Annotated in this window: 19 protein-coding genes; 11 read left to right on the forward strand and 8 right to left on the reverse strand. The window is 60.3% G+C overall.

Annotation, left to right across the window (positions count from 1 at the left end; translation table 11 throughout):
* The first annotated feature begins 20 nt into the window (after positions 1 to 20).
* The 4 genes from DARO_RS10595 to DARO_RS23310 all read left to right on the forward strand — a co-directional run bounded on the left by DARO_RS10595 (position 21) and on the right by DARO_RS23310 (position 2,271).
* Positions 21 to 311, forward strand: coding sequence for a sll1863 family stress response protein (locus tag DARO_RS10595; RefSeq protein ID WP_011287800.1), 291 nt, complete (start codon positions 21 to 23; stop codon positions 309 to 311).
* 194 nt (positions 312 to 505) lie between these two features.
* Positions 506 to 1,495: a hypothetical protein gene (locus DARO_RS10600; protein WP_011287801.1), complete on the forward strand. Its 990-nt coding sequence runs from the start codon at positions 506 to 508 to the stop codon at positions 1,493 to 1,495.
* Between the two features lie 47 nt (positions 1,496 to 1,542).
* The gene (locus DARO_RS23305) at positions 1,543 to 1,836 is read left to right on the forward strand and encodes an STAS domain-containing protein (protein ID WP_049758623.1); all 294 of its coding nucleotides are present in this window, start codon (positions 1,543 to 1,545) and stop codon (positions 1,834 to 1,836) included.
* Positions 1,837 to 1,938: 102 nt separating this feature from the next.
* Positions 1,939 to 2,271: an ABC transporter permease gene (locus tag DARO_RS23310; protein WP_049758624.1), complete on the forward strand. Its 333-nt coding sequence runs from the start codon at positions 1,939 to 1,941 to the stop codon at positions 2,269 to 2,271.
* A 97-nt stretch (positions 2,272 to 2,368) separates the two neighbouring features.
* On the opposite strand, the gene DARO_RS22820 is transcribed toward DARO_RS23310, so the two are convergent.
* Positions 2,369 to 2,518 (reverse strand): lmo0937 family membrane protein, encoded by a 150-nt coding sequence (locus tag DARO_RS22820; RefSeq protein ID WP_011287802.1) that lies wholly within the window; start codon positions 2,516 to 2,518, stop codon positions 2,369 to 2,371.
* Positions 2,519 to 2,661: 143 nt separating this feature from the next.
* Complete coding sequence (locus DARO_RS10610; RefSeq protein ID WP_041224330.1) at positions 2,662 to 3,195, reverse strand: YSC84-related protein; 534 nt, start codon at positions 3,193 to 3,195, stop codon at positions 2,662 to 2,664.
* Positions 3,196 to 3,543: 348 nt separating this feature from the next.
* On the opposite strand from DARO_RS10610, the gene DARO_RS10615 reads away from it, so the two are divergent.
* Positions 3,544 to 3,870, forward strand: a complete 327-nt coding sequence (locus DARO_RS10615) for a DnaJ domain-containing protein (protein WP_011287804.1) — start codon at positions 3,544 to 3,546, stop codon at positions 3,868 to 3,870.
* Between the two features lie 128 nt (positions 3,871 to 3,998).
* On the opposite strand, the gene DARO_RS10620 is transcribed toward DARO_RS10615, so the two are convergent.
* Positions 3,999 to 4,970, reverse strand: a complete 972-nt coding sequence (locus DARO_RS10620) for an extracellular catalytic domain type 1 short-chain-length polyhydroxyalkanoate depolymerase (protein WP_157037189.1) — start codon at positions 4,968 to 4,970, stop codon at positions 3,999 to 4,001.
* A 271-nt stretch (positions 4,971 to 5,241) separates the two neighbouring features.
* On the opposite strand from DARO_RS10620, the gene DARO_RS10625 reads away from it, so the two are divergent.
* Positions 5,242 to 5,427 carry a CsbD family protein gene (locus DARO_RS10625; protein ID WP_011287806.1) on the forward strand — a complete coding sequence of 62 codons (186 nt, stop codon included), beginning with the start codon at positions 5,242 to 5,244 and terminating at the stop codon, positions 5,425 to 5,427.
* Between the two features lie 360 nt (positions 5,428 to 5,787).
* Complete coding sequence (locus tag DARO_RS10630; protein ID WP_011287807.1) at positions 5,788 to 6,519, forward strand: S1 family peptidase; 732 nt, start codon at positions 5,788 to 5,790, stop codon at positions 6,517 to 6,519.
* A gap of 21 nt (positions 6,520 to 6,540) precedes the next feature.
* Here DARO_RS10630 and tal read toward each other — a convergent pair whose 3' ends face one another.
* Genes tal through DARO_RS10655 form a run of 5 tightly spaced genes read right to left on the reverse strand, consistent with a single transcriptional unit; the run spans position 6,541 to position 11,488 of the window.
* Entirely contained in the window at positions 6,541 to 7,641 is a 1,101-nt protein-coding gene (gene tal, locus DARO_RS10635) for a transaldolase (protein WP_011287808.1), read from the reverse strand.
* Positions 7,638 to 10,004 carry a phosphoketolase family protein gene (locus tag DARO_RS10640; protein WP_011287809.1) on the reverse strand — a complete coding sequence of 789 codons (2,367 nt, stop codon included), beginning with the start codon at positions 10,002 to 10,004 and terminating at the stop codon, positions 7,638 to 7,640. Before DARO_RS10640 ends, tal begins: the two co-directional genes overlap by 4 nt.
* Positions 10,005 to 10,025: 21 nt before the next feature.
* Positions 10,026 to 10,346 carry a chaperone modulator CbpM gene (locus DARO_RS10645; RefSeq protein ID WP_011287810.1) on the reverse strand — a complete coding sequence of 107 codons (321 nt, stop codon included), beginning with the start codon at positions 10,344 to 10,346 and terminating at the stop codon, positions 10,026 to 10,028.
* 2 nt (positions 10,347 to 10,348) lie between these two features.
* Positions 10,349 to 11,296 (reverse strand): DnaJ C-terminal domain-containing protein, encoded by a 948-nt coding sequence (locus tag DARO_RS10650; RefSeq protein WP_011287811.1) that lies wholly within the window; start codon positions 11,294 to 11,296, stop codon positions 10,349 to 10,351.
* Between the two features lie 9 nt (positions 11,297 to 11,305).
* Positions 11,306 to 11,488 (reverse strand): hypothetical protein, encoded by a 183-nt coding sequence (locus DARO_RS10655; RefSeq protein ID WP_041224331.1) that lies wholly within the window; start codon positions 11,486 to 11,488, stop codon positions 11,306 to 11,308.
* A gap of 184 nt (positions 11,489 to 11,672) precedes the next feature.
* Here DARO_RS10655 and DARO_RS10660 point away from each other — a divergent pair, with 184 nt between their 5' ends.
* The 4 genes from DARO_RS10660 to DARO_RS10670 are packed head-to-tail and all read left to right on the forward strand — an operon-like array spanning position 11,673 to position 14,414.
* Positions 11,673 to 12,125, forward strand: coding sequence for a CHRD domain-containing protein (locus DARO_RS10660; protein ID WP_011287812.1), 453 nt, complete (start codon positions 11,673 to 11,675; stop codon positions 12,123 to 12,125).
* A gap of 21 nt (positions 12,126 to 12,146) precedes the next feature.
* Positions 12,147 to 12,572: an OsmC family protein gene (locus DARO_RS10665; protein WP_011287813.1), complete on the forward strand. Its 426-nt coding sequence runs from the start codon at positions 12,147 to 12,149 to the stop codon at positions 12,570 to 12,572.
* A gap of 12 nt (positions 12,573 to 12,584) precedes the next feature.
* Positions 12,585 to 12,782, forward strand: a complete 198-nt coding sequence (locus tag DARO_RS22250) for a hypothetical protein (RefSeq protein WP_083761515.1) — start codon at positions 12,585 to 12,587, stop codon at positions 12,780 to 12,782.
* A gap of 3 nt (positions 12,783 to 12,785) precedes the next feature.
* A complete protein-coding gene (locus DARO_RS10670) occupies positions 12,786 to 14,414 on the forward strand; it encodes an NADP-dependent glyceraldehyde-3-phosphate dehydrogenase (RefSeq protein WP_011287814.1) in 1,629 nt (542 codons plus the stop codon).
* The last annotated feature ends 5 nt before the right edge of the window (positions 14,415 to 14,419 follow it).

Raw genomic sequence — 14,419 nt, forward strand, 5'->3', positions numbered from 1 at the left:
CCGCACTAAAGGAGCAAATCATGGAACTGCATAAAGAATATAGAGAAAAAATGGGCGCACAACTCAAGGAGTGGAGCGCTCAGGTCAATCTGCTGGAAGCCAAGATAGACAGCTTTACCGCCGACATGAAAATCATGCGCGCGGAAGAGATTCAGGCTTTGCGCGCCAAGCAGCACGCAGCTGGCGACAAGATGAAGGAACTCGGCAAGTCAACCGGCGACGCCTGGGAACAGGTCAGAGTGACCGCCGACAAGATGTGGGACGACCTGAAGACCGGACTGAGCGACGCACAGTCGAAATTCAAGCAGTAATCAGAATGGCGCCTGAGGGCGCCATTTCTTTGTCATGTAAAGACAGGATGGGCGGCGAATCGAGCCTGGCATCCCGCTGTGTGGGCTACCCCACAGACCTTCGCCGTCACACCCGGACAATCGTTCTGATGAATGGGCAACCGGCCGGCCATTGACCGACTCACCGTTGCCACCTGTTGAAACGGAGGAAGGCAATGCGTAAACAACTGATCGTCCTGGGGATATTGCTCCATTTTGCTGCGCCGGCACCGGCTCAGGTGAGCTTTGGCTTCGGTTTCCAGACGGATAACGTCAGCATCAGCCTGTCGACCTACCCGAATCTGGTTCGGGTGCCCGGCTACCCGGTCTATTACGCCTCTGGCCTGAATTCAAACTACTTTTTCTACGACGGCATGTACTGGATTTTCGAGTCTGACCGCTGGTATTCGAGTTCCTGGTACAACGGCCCGTGGATGATGGTCGATCCGGACTTCATTCCGCTCTACCTGTTGCGTGTTCCGGTGCGCTACTACCGCCGTCCACCGACCTTTTTCATGGGCTGGCAAGGAAACTCGCCGCCGCGCTGGGATGAGCATTGGGGCAACGACTGGTCGCAACGCCGTCGCGGCTGGGATCACTGGAACCGCCGAGCCACGCCCGTCCCGGCCCCGCTACCGACCTATCAACGCAATTACGCCGGGGAGCGTTACCCGTCCCCGGATCGGCAGCCGGTCCTGCAAAGCCAGAACTATCGCCACGAAGCACGCGATCCGCTGGTTCGCCAGCAATCCCAGGCGTCGCCACCGCCGAGAAACCAGCCCGAACATGATCAACGCGGCAGAGCGGAAGCCCCCCAACGGAGAAACGCCGAGCCTTCGGCGGCACCGCAACGCCCCGCTCCTTCAGTCAGGCAGGATGCCCCTGGCGCCAATCAGGAACAGCAACCCCAACGGGTCCGGGAAAACCGGGAGCAACAGCGCGCCCCCCAGGCGGACCCACGGATGGATGAGCGCCCTGCCCCGCGCAATAATCCGCAGCCTCCGCGCGAGACCAACCTGCGTCCACAGGCTGAACCTGCCCAGCAGCAGGCTCGGCCGCCCAATGAGGAACGACCAGGTTCCCGCCAGCCGGATCAAGGCCAGCGCCAAGGACAACAACGGGAACGGGACAACTCGGACGAGCGTAGTCAGGGACGTGGCCGATAAGTCTTTGGAAGCCTGGCGTTTTTCAAGCACAAAAGCTTAGGCGAGCCATGACTCTCATCCCGGTGGCGCCGGCTGAAATCACCCGGACATCCTCACAGGAACTGGCGGCATCAGGTTCCTGGACGGCGCATGGCATTGGTCAGATCGAAACGCAACTCGAGGCCCTGTCAGCATCTTTTGGCTCGACCATGGTCATTGATGCTTCGCGGATTGAGGCCTTTGATACGACAGGTGCCTGGGTCATGGAAAAGCTGCACCGTCGCCTTGGCGGTGATTCTATCGTTATTGAAATCATATATTTGCAGCCTGTCTTTGCTAAACTACTTGAAGTTGTTGGCTAGGAAGTCAGTCGTCAAGCTGAAACCGGCAAGCAGGCTGCCAGCGAGCCCCCGACTCGGCTCACCAGCCTTGGCCTGGGCGCGGCGGCGGCTTTTGAACAGGGCATGGCACTCCTTGGCTTTGTCGGGGAATGCACCCTCACTCTCGGACGATGCCTTGCCCGCCCGAGCTGCCTGCGCTGGCGCCCTATCCTCTACAACATTCGCAGCGCCGGCTTCGACGCCCTGCCCATCGTTGGCATTCTCGCCTTGCTGCTCGGCATCGTCGTCGCCTACCAGGGAGCAGACCAGCTCAGGCAGTACGGCGCCAACATCTTTGTCGCTGATCTGGTTGGCCTATCGATGTTGCGCGAATTCGCGCCGTTGATCACGGCCATCATTGTCGCCGGCCGCTCCGGTTCGGCCTACGCCGCGCAGTGCAGTTGGCACCCCATTTGACCAATGGCAGCAATGGCAACTCCTGATGGCCGTTCAACGGGAACGAAAATTTGGCGCTGCCCCATGCTTGAGGAACAAACCTGCAACCGCCAAAAAACTAGAGGACGTTGCCACCCCGGATCACCCGAAGCAGGATGGCGACAATGGCGATGACCAGAAGAATGTGGATCAGTCCGCCGGCAGTGTAGGCGGTGAGCAGTCCAAGTAGCCAGAGGATGATCAAGACAACTGCGATCGTATAGAGCATGGTGTTTCTCCTTTTATATCCGCTTGCCCGGCACAGGAACGAACGGCCGCTCAAGCGCCCCAATGTGTGCGTTACCGGGACAATGGCAAGCGCTCGGCCACCCTCGCCCCGCTCATGCCTGCCGGTAGCAGGCACGAGTTATATCAGCGCTTGATACGGCTGATCTTGGTACCTTCGATGCTCAGGCTGGCCATCAGACCCTGCTGGTCGAAGATGAAGGCATAGGCGTCATTTTTCAGCGTCGAGGTCGACAGATTCTTGGCAATTCCTTCATTGACAACGACCACGCTTGGCCCGACACCGAATTCCCAGCCCTTGGACTGATCTAGGTACTTGATGGCCTTGTCACTCATCAGGAAGACGACATAGCCGTAGGATTCAGCACCGGCTTGCCAGCCCCACGAGGCGGACACGGAATTGAAATAGCCGGACTGCTTCGAGTCCTTGGTCAGGACGCCTTCGCCATAGCTGCCGCCGAAGACCAGTCCGGCCTTGACGATCTTGGGAAAGATCAGGATGCCCTTGGCTTTTTTACCAAGGCTTTCGGCCACCGGGCTGCTCTTGTAAAGGGTTTGCAGCGCCTGTGAAGCATCCTGGTCAAGGTCTTCTGCACTTGCAGCAATGGCCTGGCTGCTCAATGTACCCAGCGAAAATGTGGCGGCTGTGATGAGAAGCATGTTTTTCAAAACGTGGCGTCTGGTAGTCATGGTTTTGTCCTGTCTATGTTGAATTGGATGAAGATTGAGAGATCGACACCGAGGCGAACGCAACAACGTTCTCGCGGACGGGTCACTGGCGTTGATGGTTCAGCATAGGATCAAGACTGCAATGGAACCGTTCGCTGGCGCACATAGACGAGAGCAGAATCCGCCTGAATGGCCCTGTCCGCAAAATGATCAAGCCCTATGCGGGGTAGCGAACAGACGGATACTCAGCGGCGAGTAGTTTGGAGGCAGGCGACAGCTGAACCTATCGACGACAGGCAATATCCAGCGAAGCGGGCCGCCAACGCGAAGGAGAAAGCAATGAATCGCCAGAATCACTATGCAACCTTGCACATCGATCGATGCGCCTCTTGTGCCGAAATCAAGTCGGCTTTCCGCACGCTGGCCCAACGCTTTCATCCAGACGTCACCAATGATCGGGATGGAGAGCAGAAATTCAAGGATGTCGCCGAGGCCTACAGAACGCTCAAACGTCCAGACTCGAAGGTCGCCTACGACCACCAGATAAATAATATTTGCCCTGACCAGGCAATCAAGCATCCAGACATCGGATATTTCAACTGGGAACTGGTCCTGTTTCAATATTTTTCATGGTTCTGGATCAATCGAGACGGGGATGGCAAATGACAGCTTGCCCAGCTCTTCCATGTTTATGAAGGTCACTGCTGAATGCCCCGGATGCCAGGGGGAATACTGAGCACTTCAACGCTAAAACAATTTGATGGAGAACCGGCCGACTGCACCCAATCCGCTTGCTAGTCTGCCGAACGGGCAAATTGCCTGGCGACGAAAGACCAGATCATTCGAGATGCGTCCGGGCCTTTGGGATCGCTGTAAGAATGCCCTGCGGCGCCACCGCTCCAGGCGTGCCCAAGCCGGTCGACTGCACAGAGCGTCGCCACCAAGCGGCCGCTTTTTCGATAATCGGTAATGGTCGCCGCATAACGCGCACCGCGCTGCACCAGGCGCGGCTTGCTCGTCTTGGCGCCAACCCGTTCCCCCCACCGCATGGCCGCTTCGGCACCATTCCCCGGCGCCACCACGTGGTCGGCTGCACCGTGGATGACCAATAAGGCCGGCAGCCTCACGTCGGGCGGAATGGCCGGGAGCGGCGAGCTTGTCACGCTTTGCCCGAACATGGCCTTGATGGCGCTGGCCGACGAATGCGCAACCCCCGGTGCGATTCCCGAATGCATGGCAATGGCCCGAAAACGTTCCGGATGATGCGTCGCCAGCAACACCGCCATCCCCGCCCCGGCTGAAATTCCGGCCAGGGCAACTTTACTGCGGTCTACCGCTTGCGACAGGCAAATCTGCTCGATGGCCGCACTGATCGAATTGGCTTCGGCCTGCGCCCTGCCTGTCCGGGTGTCGTACCAGTTCCAGCAACCTTGCACGTTCGACAGGCGATCCTGCTCGGGGTAGAGCACAAAAAATCGCTCACGGGCTGCAATCGTGTTCATCCGGCTACTGGCAGCCAGCGCTTCGGCATCCTGCCCGCAGCCGTGCAGCATGACGAGCAAGGGCCGCGTCTCATTGCGCCGCATGCCGGATGGCTTATAGAGTCGATAGCCACGAGGCCCCGCCGCGCCGATGGCGATCCCCTTCGTCCAGTTGGCCGAGTGCGCCGTCGCCTTTTTGACGGGTTTGCGTTGGCTCGTCAGCGGCGCGGCCCGCAAACTTTGCTTGATTGCTTTGGTGCCGACACGCATTGCCGTTCGCGTCATTGCCTTCAGTGCACTCTGGAATGATCGGCTCCAGACCGTTTTTCGTATTCGCCTTGCCATTTGAGCAGCCTCCAAGCGGTGTCGTCAGTGGCCCGATTATCAAGCCATACCCGCAGCGGCCTCTGTCTGCTCTCGAACATTGGCCAGAGCGGTTCGCTATGCGTGCCAGCGTACCGATTGCCGGTAGCACCTTGCCTATTCTATGCATCACGGGTGTCGGATTGCAGTTCCGGCCCCGTCCCACCATTGATGTAACGCTCAGGAGCCAAGCATGAACAAAGATCAAGCCAAGGGTCGTATTGAAGAAGCCAAAGGTAAAGTAAAGGAAGTCGCTGGCAAGCTCGTCGGCAACGACGAACTGGAACTGAAAGGAAAGATTCAAAAATCCGGGGGCAAAGTCCAGGCGGCCTACGGCGACCTGAAAGAAGACGTCAAGGATGCCAGCAAGGGTAAATAAGCATTCGAAACCTTGGCCGGCACTACGGCCAAGGCGCTCTTTCTTCGCATTCAGTCCTGATCCCGTCCGGCCAGCCTGTTCGAGCCTGACGGGAGCGCTCGGGCAAAGGTCGAACGTGGCTGCAAACAGCAACGCAATGACTAATCATTTCTTGAGTACAGCCAGGTGCACTGACCACCGTTGGACGGCCGGACGACAATGCGTCCTTGCAAAAATGGCGCGATACCCTATTGTTGGCAGAATCCTCTCACAGAAGAAGTAATTACGAGCCTTGCCAACAAGGGGGCTGCGCACTGAAACGCTGTGGCAAAGTAGCCATCAATTGAACCGTTACCCTTTCGTCTGCTGCCGCCCTCGCCCATGATCGAACCGCTACTACTCACCGCTGCCCGTATCTCGACTTTCAACGAAAGAACATTGCTGACCAACGCCAGCGGCTTTTTCTTCGAGCGCGATGAACGGCTGTTTCTGGTCACCAGCCGGCATGTGCTGTTCGGCAAGACCAGCAAGCACTTTCCGACCCGAATCGAGATCGAGCTGCACACCAATGCCGCCAACGTGGCCGAATCCACCGGCTTTTCCATTCCGCTCTACCGCGATGGAAAAAGCCTCTGGCGCCAGGGGCTGGATGCGGCCGGTGAAATTGACGTCGCGGTCATCGAGATCAACCGCAAGGCTCTGCCCAAGACCGCCGTCTATCGGGCCTTCAGCCCGCGCCATCTGTTGAGCAGCCTCGATCAGGTCGAGGTCGGCTCGTCCTTGCTCATTGTCGGCTTCCCGCTCGGCTTCCATGACGCCTTGCATCACACCCCGGTGGTGCGCCATGCCATCATCGCTTCGTCATTCGGCCTGCGCTTTCAGGGGGAAGGCTTCTTTCTGACCGATGCCCGCACCCATCGCGGCAGCAGCGGCGCGCCGGTAGTCATGCGCATTGCCGAATCGGCACCAACCCACGGCGATCTGCCATGGATGCTGCTCGGCATTCATTCATCGCGCTTCGACGTCGGCAATCGCGACCTGATCGCTGATGAAGCACTGGGACTGAACGGCGCCTGGTACGCCGACATCCTGCTCAAGCTGACCGAGCAGTAAGCGCACGAATCGGCCAGGACCTCACGCCTGCAAGCCAAGCAAGATCTTCTGATAGGCCTCGGCAAACAGTTTTACACCATCGCTTTGCAGGCTTTCGCCCACTGCGTTCAGATCGATACCCAGGTCCAGCAGGGCCTGAATATGTGCCTGAGCTTCCTCCAGGCCTTCCTGCAGGCGATTGGCCACCTGCCCATGCTGGCGAAAAGCCGCCAGCGTCGGATCGGGCAGCGTATTGATACTTTCTGCGCCGATCAGCGGTTCGACATAGAGCACATCGCTGTACGCCAGATTCTTGCTGCCGGTGCTGGCCCAGAGCGGTGTCTGCGGCCGGAGGCCGGCCAGACGCAGCAAGGCAAAATCAGGCCCGTGGAAAATGTCGCGGTATCGGCCATGGCAACATTTGGCCAGCGCGACGCCGGCGCGCCCGCTGAGTCGCTCGGCATGCGCGGTGCCCAGTAAATCGAGGCGTTTATCAACCACCGTATCGACACGACTGAGGAAGATGCTGGCGACCGAACGCAGATGCCGGGCTTTTCCCCCGCTCTCCACCCAGCGCAAAGCACCGCGCAAATAAGCCTGAGCGACTGCCTCGTATTGCGCCAGCGAAAAAATCAGGGTGACGTTGACCGACAGTCCGGCCGCGCTCAAGGCTTCAAAAGCGTCAATTCCCGCCGGTGTTCCTGGCACCTTGATCAGCAGATTGTCGCGCCCGACCGTATCGAACAGGCGATGGGCTGCGGCAACGGTGCCCGCCGTATCGTTGGCCAGCGCCGGCGAAACTTCCAGGCTGACGTAACCGCTCTCGCCACGACTGGCCCGGAAGGCCGGCAGCAACATGGCGCAGGCCGCCCGAATGTCGGCGATGACCAGCGATTCGTAACAGGCCTCGGCATCCAGGCCGGCACCACGCAAGCGTTCCAGATCTTCACGGTAATACGGGCTGCCGGCGATGGCCTTCTCGAAAATGGCCGGATTCGAGGTCACGCCATCAATGCCGTCCTCGTTGATCAGGCGTTGCAGGCCGCCTTCGCGCAACAAGGTGCGCGACAGGTTGTCGAGCCAGAGGTGCTGGCCAAGCGCCTTGATCGCCAGCAGCGGGTTGGTGCTTTTGGATTTATTCATGACTTCGCTCCCGGCCATTGCCAGTCGAGGATTTCCGGCATGTCTTCGCCGTGTTCGAGGATGTATTGCGTGTGCTGGTTGAGCTTGTCACGCATGGCCTGCTTGATGTGCGCCGCCTGGGCGTGCAGTTTCGGCACCCGCTTGGCCACGTCCATGACCAGATGGTAGCGGTCCAGATTGTTGAGCACGACCATGTCGAAAGGCGTCGTCGTGGTGCCCTCTTCCTTGTAGCCGCGCACATGCAGATTGGTGTTGGTGCGCCGATAGGTCAGACGGTGAATCAGCCACGGATAGCCGTGGTAAGCAAAGATGATCGGCTTGTCGGTGGTGAACAGCGAATTGAATTCGTCGCTCGACAGACCATGCGGATGCTCTTCCTGCGGCTGCAGGGTCATCAGGTCGACAACATTGATATAGCGGATCTTCAGGGTCGGCACCATGCGGTGCAGGATGTCGATGGCAGCCAGCATTTCCAGCGTCGGTACATCCCCGGCCGAGGCGAGCACGATGTCCGGTTCGCCCGGCTGGTCGTTGCAAGCCCATTCCCACAGGCCGATACCGGCGCTGGCATGGTTGATCGCGGCTTCCATGTCCAGCCACTGCCAGTCCGGCTGCTTGCCGGCGACGATGACATTGACCAGATTGCGGCTCTTCAGGCAGCGGTCGGTGACGTAAAGCAGGGTGTTGGCATCGGGCGGCAGATAAACGCGGATGATGTCGGCCTTCTTGTTGACCACGTGGTCGATGAAGCCCGGGTCCTGATGCGAGAAACCGTTGTGATCCTGGCGCCAGACGTGCGAGGTGAGCAGGATGTTGAGCGAGGCAATCGGCCGCCGCCAGGGAATCTCGCCACACATCTTCAGCCACTTGGCGTGCTGGTTGAACATCGAATCGACGATGTGGATGAAGGCTTCGTAGCAGGAGAACAGGCCGTGACGGCCGGTCAGCAGGTAGCCTTCGAGCCAGCCCTGGCAGGCGTGTTCGGAAAGCACTTCCATGACCCGGCCATCGGGCGCCAGATGGTCGTCACCAGCCAGGTGTTCGGCCATCCATGTCCGGTTGGTGACTTCGAACAGCGCGCCGAGGCGGTTGGAAGCGGTTTCATCCGGACCGAAGACGCGGAAATTGTCCGGGTTCTGGCGCATCACATCGCGCAGGAAGACGCCCATGGCGCGCGTCGCCTCGGCCACTGAGCCACCTGGCGTCGGCACCGCCACGGCGTAGTCGCGAAAATCCGGCAGACGCAGGTCACGCAGCAAGGCGCCACCGTTGGCGTGCAGGTTGGCGCCCATGCGCCGTTGCCCAGCGGGGGCCAGTGCGGCGATCTCGGGCATCAGCCGGCCATCCTTGTCGAACAGCTCGGCGGGTTTGTAGGAGGCCATCCATTCGCCCAGCAATTGCACATGCTCCGGCTTGTCCATGTCGCTGAACGGCACCTGATGCGAACGCCAGGAGCCTTCGCTCTGCTTGCCGTCGACTGTTTTCGGCCCGGTCCAGCCTTTTGGCGAACGCAGGATGATCATCGGCCAGCGCGGCCGGCTTTCGTCGCCGCCTTCACGCGCCCGGCGCTGGATGGCGGCAATGCTGGCGATTGCCGTGTCGACGGCTGCTGCCATCAACTGATGCATGGTTTGCGGATCGTCGCCCTCGACAAAGAGCGGCTGGTAGCCATAACCCACGAACAGGCATTCCAGTTCGGTGTGGCTGATCCGGGCCAGGATGGTCGGGTTGGCGATCTTGTAGCCGTTGAGATGCAGGATGGGCAGCACGGCGCCGTCGGTGCGCGGATTGAGGAATTTGTTGGAGTGCCATGAGGTGGCCAGCGGCCCGGTTTCCGCTTCGCCATCGCCAACGACGCAACAGGTGATCAGGTGCGGGTTGTCGAACACCGCACCATAGGCATGGAACAGCGCGTAACCGAGTTCGCCGCCTTCGTGGATCGATCCCGGTGTATCCGGCGAGGCATGACTGGGAATGCCGCCAGGGAAGGAGAACTGGCGGAACAGCCGGCGCATGCCCTCCTCGTCCTGTGAAATATTCTGGTAAAACTCGCTGTAGCTGCCTTCGAGCCAGGTATTCGCCACCACGCCCGGGCCTCCGTGGCCGGGGCCGGCAATGAAGATCATGTTCAGACCGTGCTGCCGGATCACCCGGTTCATATGCACGTAGATGAAGTTCAGTCCCGGCGTCGTACCCCAGTGGCCCAATAGACGCGGCTTGATGTGCGCCAGCGTGAGTGGTGTTTTGAGCAGCGGGTTGTCGAGCAGGTAGATCTGGCCGACCGAAAGATAGTTGGCGGCGCGCCACCAGGCATTCATTCGATCCAGTTCGTCGGCGGCGAGCGGCGTGTGTGTGGTCAGCATTGGCTTATCCTTGTTCCGTTTTCATAGAGCGCCGGCTTTGCGCAGCCGGGCTTGCAGGGCTTCGAGTTCGTCGAGCAGTTGCAGGGCCAGCGCAGCGCCGGCCAGATTGACGCCGAGATCACGCTGCAGACGGATGGCCACCGTGGCGCGACGCAGGTGGGTGCCGGTAAAAAGCCAGCGATGCGGCTCCCGGCCGCTGGGCGTGAGTACCCCCTCGTCGACCAGTTCGACGATGGTTTCGACGCGCACGGCGCAGGCCTGACTGACGTCACTCAGCGTCAGGTCGGTTTGCTCTTCAAGAATGATCGCGCTCGGTTGCGGCAGCATCTTGTCTTTGTCCATGCTTACGCTCCCAGTCTAGACCGCGGTTTGAATGATTTGAACTGCTCGGCCATACTGGCGTAGAAGGCCTTGTCGGCCTCGCTTTCCGCCACCGGCAAGACCACCTGCAACACGACATAGAAATCGCCGGGTGTATTGCCCGGGATACCGCGGCCTTTCAGTCGCAGCTTGCCGCCGGATTTCGAATTGGGCGGAATTTTCAGGTCGACCGTGGCATCCGGCGTCGGTACGCTGACCGTTGCCCCTAGGGCCGCTTCCCATGGCGCCAGCGGCAGGTCGAGAAAGACATCGCGCTGCTCGACCCGGAAATGGGCATGGGGATTGAATGCGACTTCCAGATAAAGATCGCCTGCCTTGCCCTGACCGATACCGGGTGCGCCCTGCCCGGTCAGACGAATGTGCTGACCGGCGCGAACACCGCGCGGTATGGTCACGTTGAGCTGATGTGAACGCATCGTCACCCGGCCGTTGGCATCCACCTCGGGCGTGCCGAGCGTGATGACCCGGGTGGCGCCACTATAGGCGTCGGCCAGATCGATCATGATCTGGGCGTGACGGTCCTCGCCGCGGGCATGGAACTCCCGCTGGCCCCGGCCGGCACCGGCAAAACCACGGCCATACAAGGATTCGAAAAAGTCGCTGAAATCCTCGGCGCCCCTGCCGTTCGCGCCATCGCCCGAAAACTCGAAACCGGCGTTCCAATCGGGTGGCGGCCGAAAATCCTGCCCGGCCTGCCAGTTGGCACCCAGCCGGTCGTAGGCGGCGCGCTTTTCCAGATCCTTGAGCACCGCGTAGGCTTCGCCGAGTTCCTTGAACCGAATCTCGGCCTCGGGGTCCTTGCTGACATCGGGGTGATATTTGCGGGCCAGCTGGCGATAGGCGCGCTTGATCTCGTCCTGGGTCGCATCCCGCGCCACCCCCATGATCTTGTAATAGTCCTTGAATTCCATGGCGAGGCTTTACTCAGGACCGGGTGGCTCGACGTGCGCAACGGTGAATTCGCCGAGCTGCGGCATCACCAGTCTTTCCTTGGACCCATCTTTCTCATCCTCCAGCAGTGGCGCAATCGGCGCCCAGTGGCGACAACCGGTTTGTGTCGCGCGGTGCCGCGTACCCGGCAGGTGTTCGATTTCGTCATTCATTTGCGATCTCCAATGCCTGAGCAGCCAACTGCTGCCGTCACGACTATGCATGACAAAGGCAAAGGTTTCAGTGTGCCAGCCAACATAGATACCGGTGAATTCCGCCTGTGTGTGTTGGCGAACAGAGAAGCCCCCCCGACCGGCGCACCATCACGACTCGACAATTCATTTGAAGGTGCCGCAAATGACCATGCAATCAAGTTCCGCTCGCTGGCTCAGCCGCCTTGTGCCGTTCGCCCTGCTGCTGACCGCTTTCAACCTCTATGCCGACTCGCCGATCTCGATTTCGCTGACCGGCGCTGCCGAGGTGCCACCGGTTACCACTGCGGCCACCGGCATGGTGACGATCAACGTTCTGCCCAATCGCACCGTCAGCGGCAGTATCGACACCAAGGGCATGGTGCCGACGATGGCCCATATCCACGAGGGCGCCGTCGGCAAGAATGGGCCGCCGATCATCACCCTGATCAGGAAGGACGATAACACCTTCACCATCCCGGCCGACGCCAAATTCAGCGACGCCCAATACACCAGCTACCTGGCCGGCAACCTGTATGTGAACGTACATAGCCAGGCTTACCCGAACGGCGAAATCCGGGCCCAACTCCCCGGCAAGCCGATGCGCATTGCCAACTGAGCAACCATCAATGGAATCACCATGAAACGAACTGCATCAGCCGCCTGGACTGGCGGACTTCAAAAAGGCGCCGGCAAGATCTCAACGCAAAGCGGCATCCTGAACAATGCCCAATACGGTTTCAAGGAGCGCTTCGAGGAAAGCGCCGGCACCAACCCGGAAGAACTGATCGCCGCCGCCCATGCCGGCTGTTTCAGCATGGCACTGGCGGCGCTGCTGGAGAACGAAGGCATGACGCCGGATCGCCTCGAAACCCACGTTACTGTCACACTCGACAAGGTCGACAACGCATTCTCGATTACTGCCATCCAGCTTGAACTGGTCGCCAATGTTCCGGGGGCAGACCAGGCCAGCCTGGAAAGACTCGCCAATATCGCCAAACGCGAATGCCCGGTATCCAAGCTGTTCAACGCACCGATCACGCTGTCGGTAAAACTCGAAACCTGATCAGGAAAAACCATGAAAAAAATACTTGTACTGATGCTCGCCTTGGCTAGCCTGCTCTCCGGCTGCGTGGTTTACGACGGTCCATACCGGGATGGTGGCGAACATCGCGGCGGGCGCGATGGCGGATCCCATCGGGGCGACAGGGACCATGACCGCGACGGTGTACCTGACCGTCAAGACTCGCGCCCGAACAATCCCAACCGCTACTAACGGATGAAAACCGCCGATCAGCTGACTGCGCTATTCCCTCGCGAAAGCGAGATCCCCGGCGACTGCCGCATCATTGCGCCAATTCACCAGCGCGCGATCCTGATCAACGGTGAAATGCGGATCTGGAAGGGCGAGACGCGGACGGTGCATTCGCCGGTCTGCGTGCAGGGTAGTGACGGCTCGCTGAGTCATGTCGAACTGGGCAGCGTGCCGGTCACCGGCACCGTCGAGGCCGATGCAGCACTGGCCGCGGCGGTAACCGCCTACGATCACGGCCGTGGCGCCTGGCCGAACCTGTCGGTGGCCGAGCGCATTGCCTGCGTTGGCGATTTCACCAACCAGATCGTCGCCCGCCGCCGCGAGATCGTGAACCTGATCATGTGGGAAATCGGCAAGAGCCTGGCCGATTCGCAGAAGGAATTCGACCGCACCATCGACTACATCCGCGCCACCGTCGAGGAGTTGAAACGGCTGGACAACAGCAATTCGCGCTTCGAGATCGTCGACGGCACCATCGCCCAGATCCGCCGCTCGCCGGTCGGCATCGCGCTGTGCATGGGGCCGTACAACTACCCGATGAACGAGACCTTCAGCACGCTGATCCCGGCGCTGATCATGGGCAACGTCGTGCTCTTCAAGCCGCCGCGCTTTGGCGTGCTGCTCTACTACCCGATGCTCGAAGCTTTCCGTAGTGCCTTCCCGCCCGGCGTCATCAACATCGTCTATGGCCAGGGCCACGTCGTCGTTCCGCACATCATGGGCTCCGGCCAGGTCAATGTGCTGGCCCTGATCGGCTCGTCCGAAGTCGCCGACCAGCTCAAGAAATCGCACCCGAAGACCAACCGCCTGCGCGCCATCCTCGGCCTCGGCGCCAAGAACGCGGCGATCATCATGCCCGACGCCGACATCGAGCTGACGGTCAGGGAATGCATCACCGGCGCCCTCTCCTTCAATGGCCAACGGTGCACGGCAATCAAGATGATCCTGGTGCATCAGTCGATCGCCGAAACTTTCCTGCGTCGCTTCTGCGAGGAAGTCGGCAAGCTGGCCATCGGCATGCCTTGGGAAGCCGGGGTCACGCTGACCCCGCTGCCCGAGATGGCGATGGTCACCTACATGAACGAGTGCATTGCCGATGCCCTGAGCAAGGGCGCCAAGGTCATCAACCCCGGCGGCGGCACCACGGTTGAAACCCTGTTCTACCCGGCTGTGATCTTTCCGGTCAGCGAGGGCATGAAGCTCTACCGCGAGGAACAGTTCGGCCCGATCATCCCGGTCGCGACCTTCGAGGACATCGAAACGCCGCTCGAGTACGTGATCACCTCCGACCATGGCCAGCAGGTCAGCATCTTCGGCAGCGATCCGGGGCAGATCGCCTCGCTGGTCGATACGCTGGTCAATCAGGTCTGCCGGGTCAATATCAACTGCCAGTGCCAGCGCGGCCCGGACGTCTTCCCCTTCGTCGGGCGCAGGGATTCGGCCGAAGGCACCCTGTCCGTCCATGACGCGCTGCGCGCCTTCTCGATCCGCACCATGGTCGCCGCCAAGCAGACCGAGGCCTCGAAGAAGCTGCTCGACGCCATCGTGCTCGGTAACAAATCGAACTTCATCAACACCCACTTCATTCTCTGAGGCAG

Source organism: Dechloromonas aromatica RCB (assembly GCF_000012425.1).

What these genes read in the sequence shown, in the direction of transcription:
- DARO_RS10595 (WP_011287800.1), top strand. Translation starts at nt 21, where the DNA reads ATGGAACTGCATAAAGAATATAGAGAAAAAATGGGCGCACAACTCAAG.
- DARO_RS10600 (WP_011287801.1), top strand. Translation starts at nt 506, where the DNA reads ATGCGTAAACAACTGATCGTCCTGGGGATATTGCTCCATTTTGCTGCG.
- DARO_RS23305 (WP_049758623.1), top strand. Translation starts at nt 1,543, where the DNA reads ATGACTCTCATCCCGGTGGCGCCGGCTGAAATCACCCGGACATCCTCA.
- DARO_RS23310 (WP_049758624.1), top strand. Translation starts at nt 1,939, where the DNA reads ATGGCACTCCTTGGCTTTGTCGGGGAATGCACCCTCACTCTCGGACGA.
- DARO_RS22820 (WP_011287802.1), bottom strand. Translation starts at nt 2,518, where the DNA reads ATGCTCTATACGATCGCAGTTGTCTTGATCATCCTCTGGCTACTTGGA.
- DARO_RS10610 (WP_041224330.1), bottom strand. Translation starts at nt 3,195, where the DNA reads ATGCTTCTCATCACAGCCGCCACATTTTCGCTGGGTACATTGAGCAGC.
- DARO_RS10615 (WP_011287804.1), top strand. Translation starts at nt 3,544, where the DNA reads ATGAATCGCCAGAATCACTATGCAACCTTGCACATCGATCGATGCGCC.
- DARO_RS10620 (WP_157037189.1), bottom strand. Translation starts at nt 4,970, where the DNA reads ATGACGCGAACGGCAATGCGTGTCGGCACCAAAGCAATCAAGCAAAGT.
- DARO_RS10625 (WP_011287806.1), top strand. Translation starts at nt 5,242, where the DNA reads ATGAACAAAGATCAAGCCAAGGGTCGTATTGAAGAAGCCAAAGGTAAA.
- DARO_RS10630 (WP_011287807.1), top strand. Translation starts at nt 5,788, where the DNA reads ATGATCGAACCGCTACTACTCACCGCTGCCCGTATCTCGACTTTCAAC.
- tal (WP_011287808.1), bottom strand. Translation starts at nt 7,641, where the DNA reads ATGAATAAATCCAAAAGCACCAACCCGCTGCTGGCGATCAAGGCGCTT.
- DARO_RS10640 (WP_011287809.1), bottom strand. Translation starts at nt 10,004, where the DNA reads ATGCTGACCACACACACGCCGCTCGCCGCCGACGAACTGGATCGAATG.
- DARO_RS10645 (WP_011287810.1), bottom strand. Translation starts at nt 10,346, where the DNA reads ATGGACAAAGACAAGATGCTGCCGCAACCGAGCGCGATCATTCTTGAA.
- DARO_RS10650 (WP_011287811.1), bottom strand. Translation starts at nt 11,296, where the DNA reads ATGGAATTCAAGGACTATTACAAGATCATGGGGGTGGCGCGGGATGCG.
- DARO_RS10655 (WP_041224331.1), bottom strand. Translation starts at nt 11,488, where the DNA reads ATGAATGACGAAATCGAACACCTGCCGGGTACGCGGCACCGCGCGACA.
- DARO_RS10660 (WP_011287812.1), top strand. Translation starts at nt 11,673, where the DNA reads ATGACCATGCAATCAAGTTCCGCTCGCTGGCTCAGCCGCCTTGTGCCG.
- DARO_RS10665 (WP_011287813.1), top strand. Translation starts at nt 12,147, where the DNA reads ATGAAACGAACTGCATCAGCCGCCTGGACTGGCGGACTTCAAAAAGGC.
- DARO_RS22250 (WP_083761515.1), top strand. Translation starts at nt 12,585, where the DNA reads ATGAAAAAAATACTTGTACTGATGCTCGCCTTGGCTAGCCTGCTCTCC.
- DARO_RS10670 (WP_011287814.1), top strand. Translation starts at nt 12,786, where the DNA reads ATGAAAACCGCCGATCAGCTGACTGCGCTATTCCCTCGCGAAAGCGAG.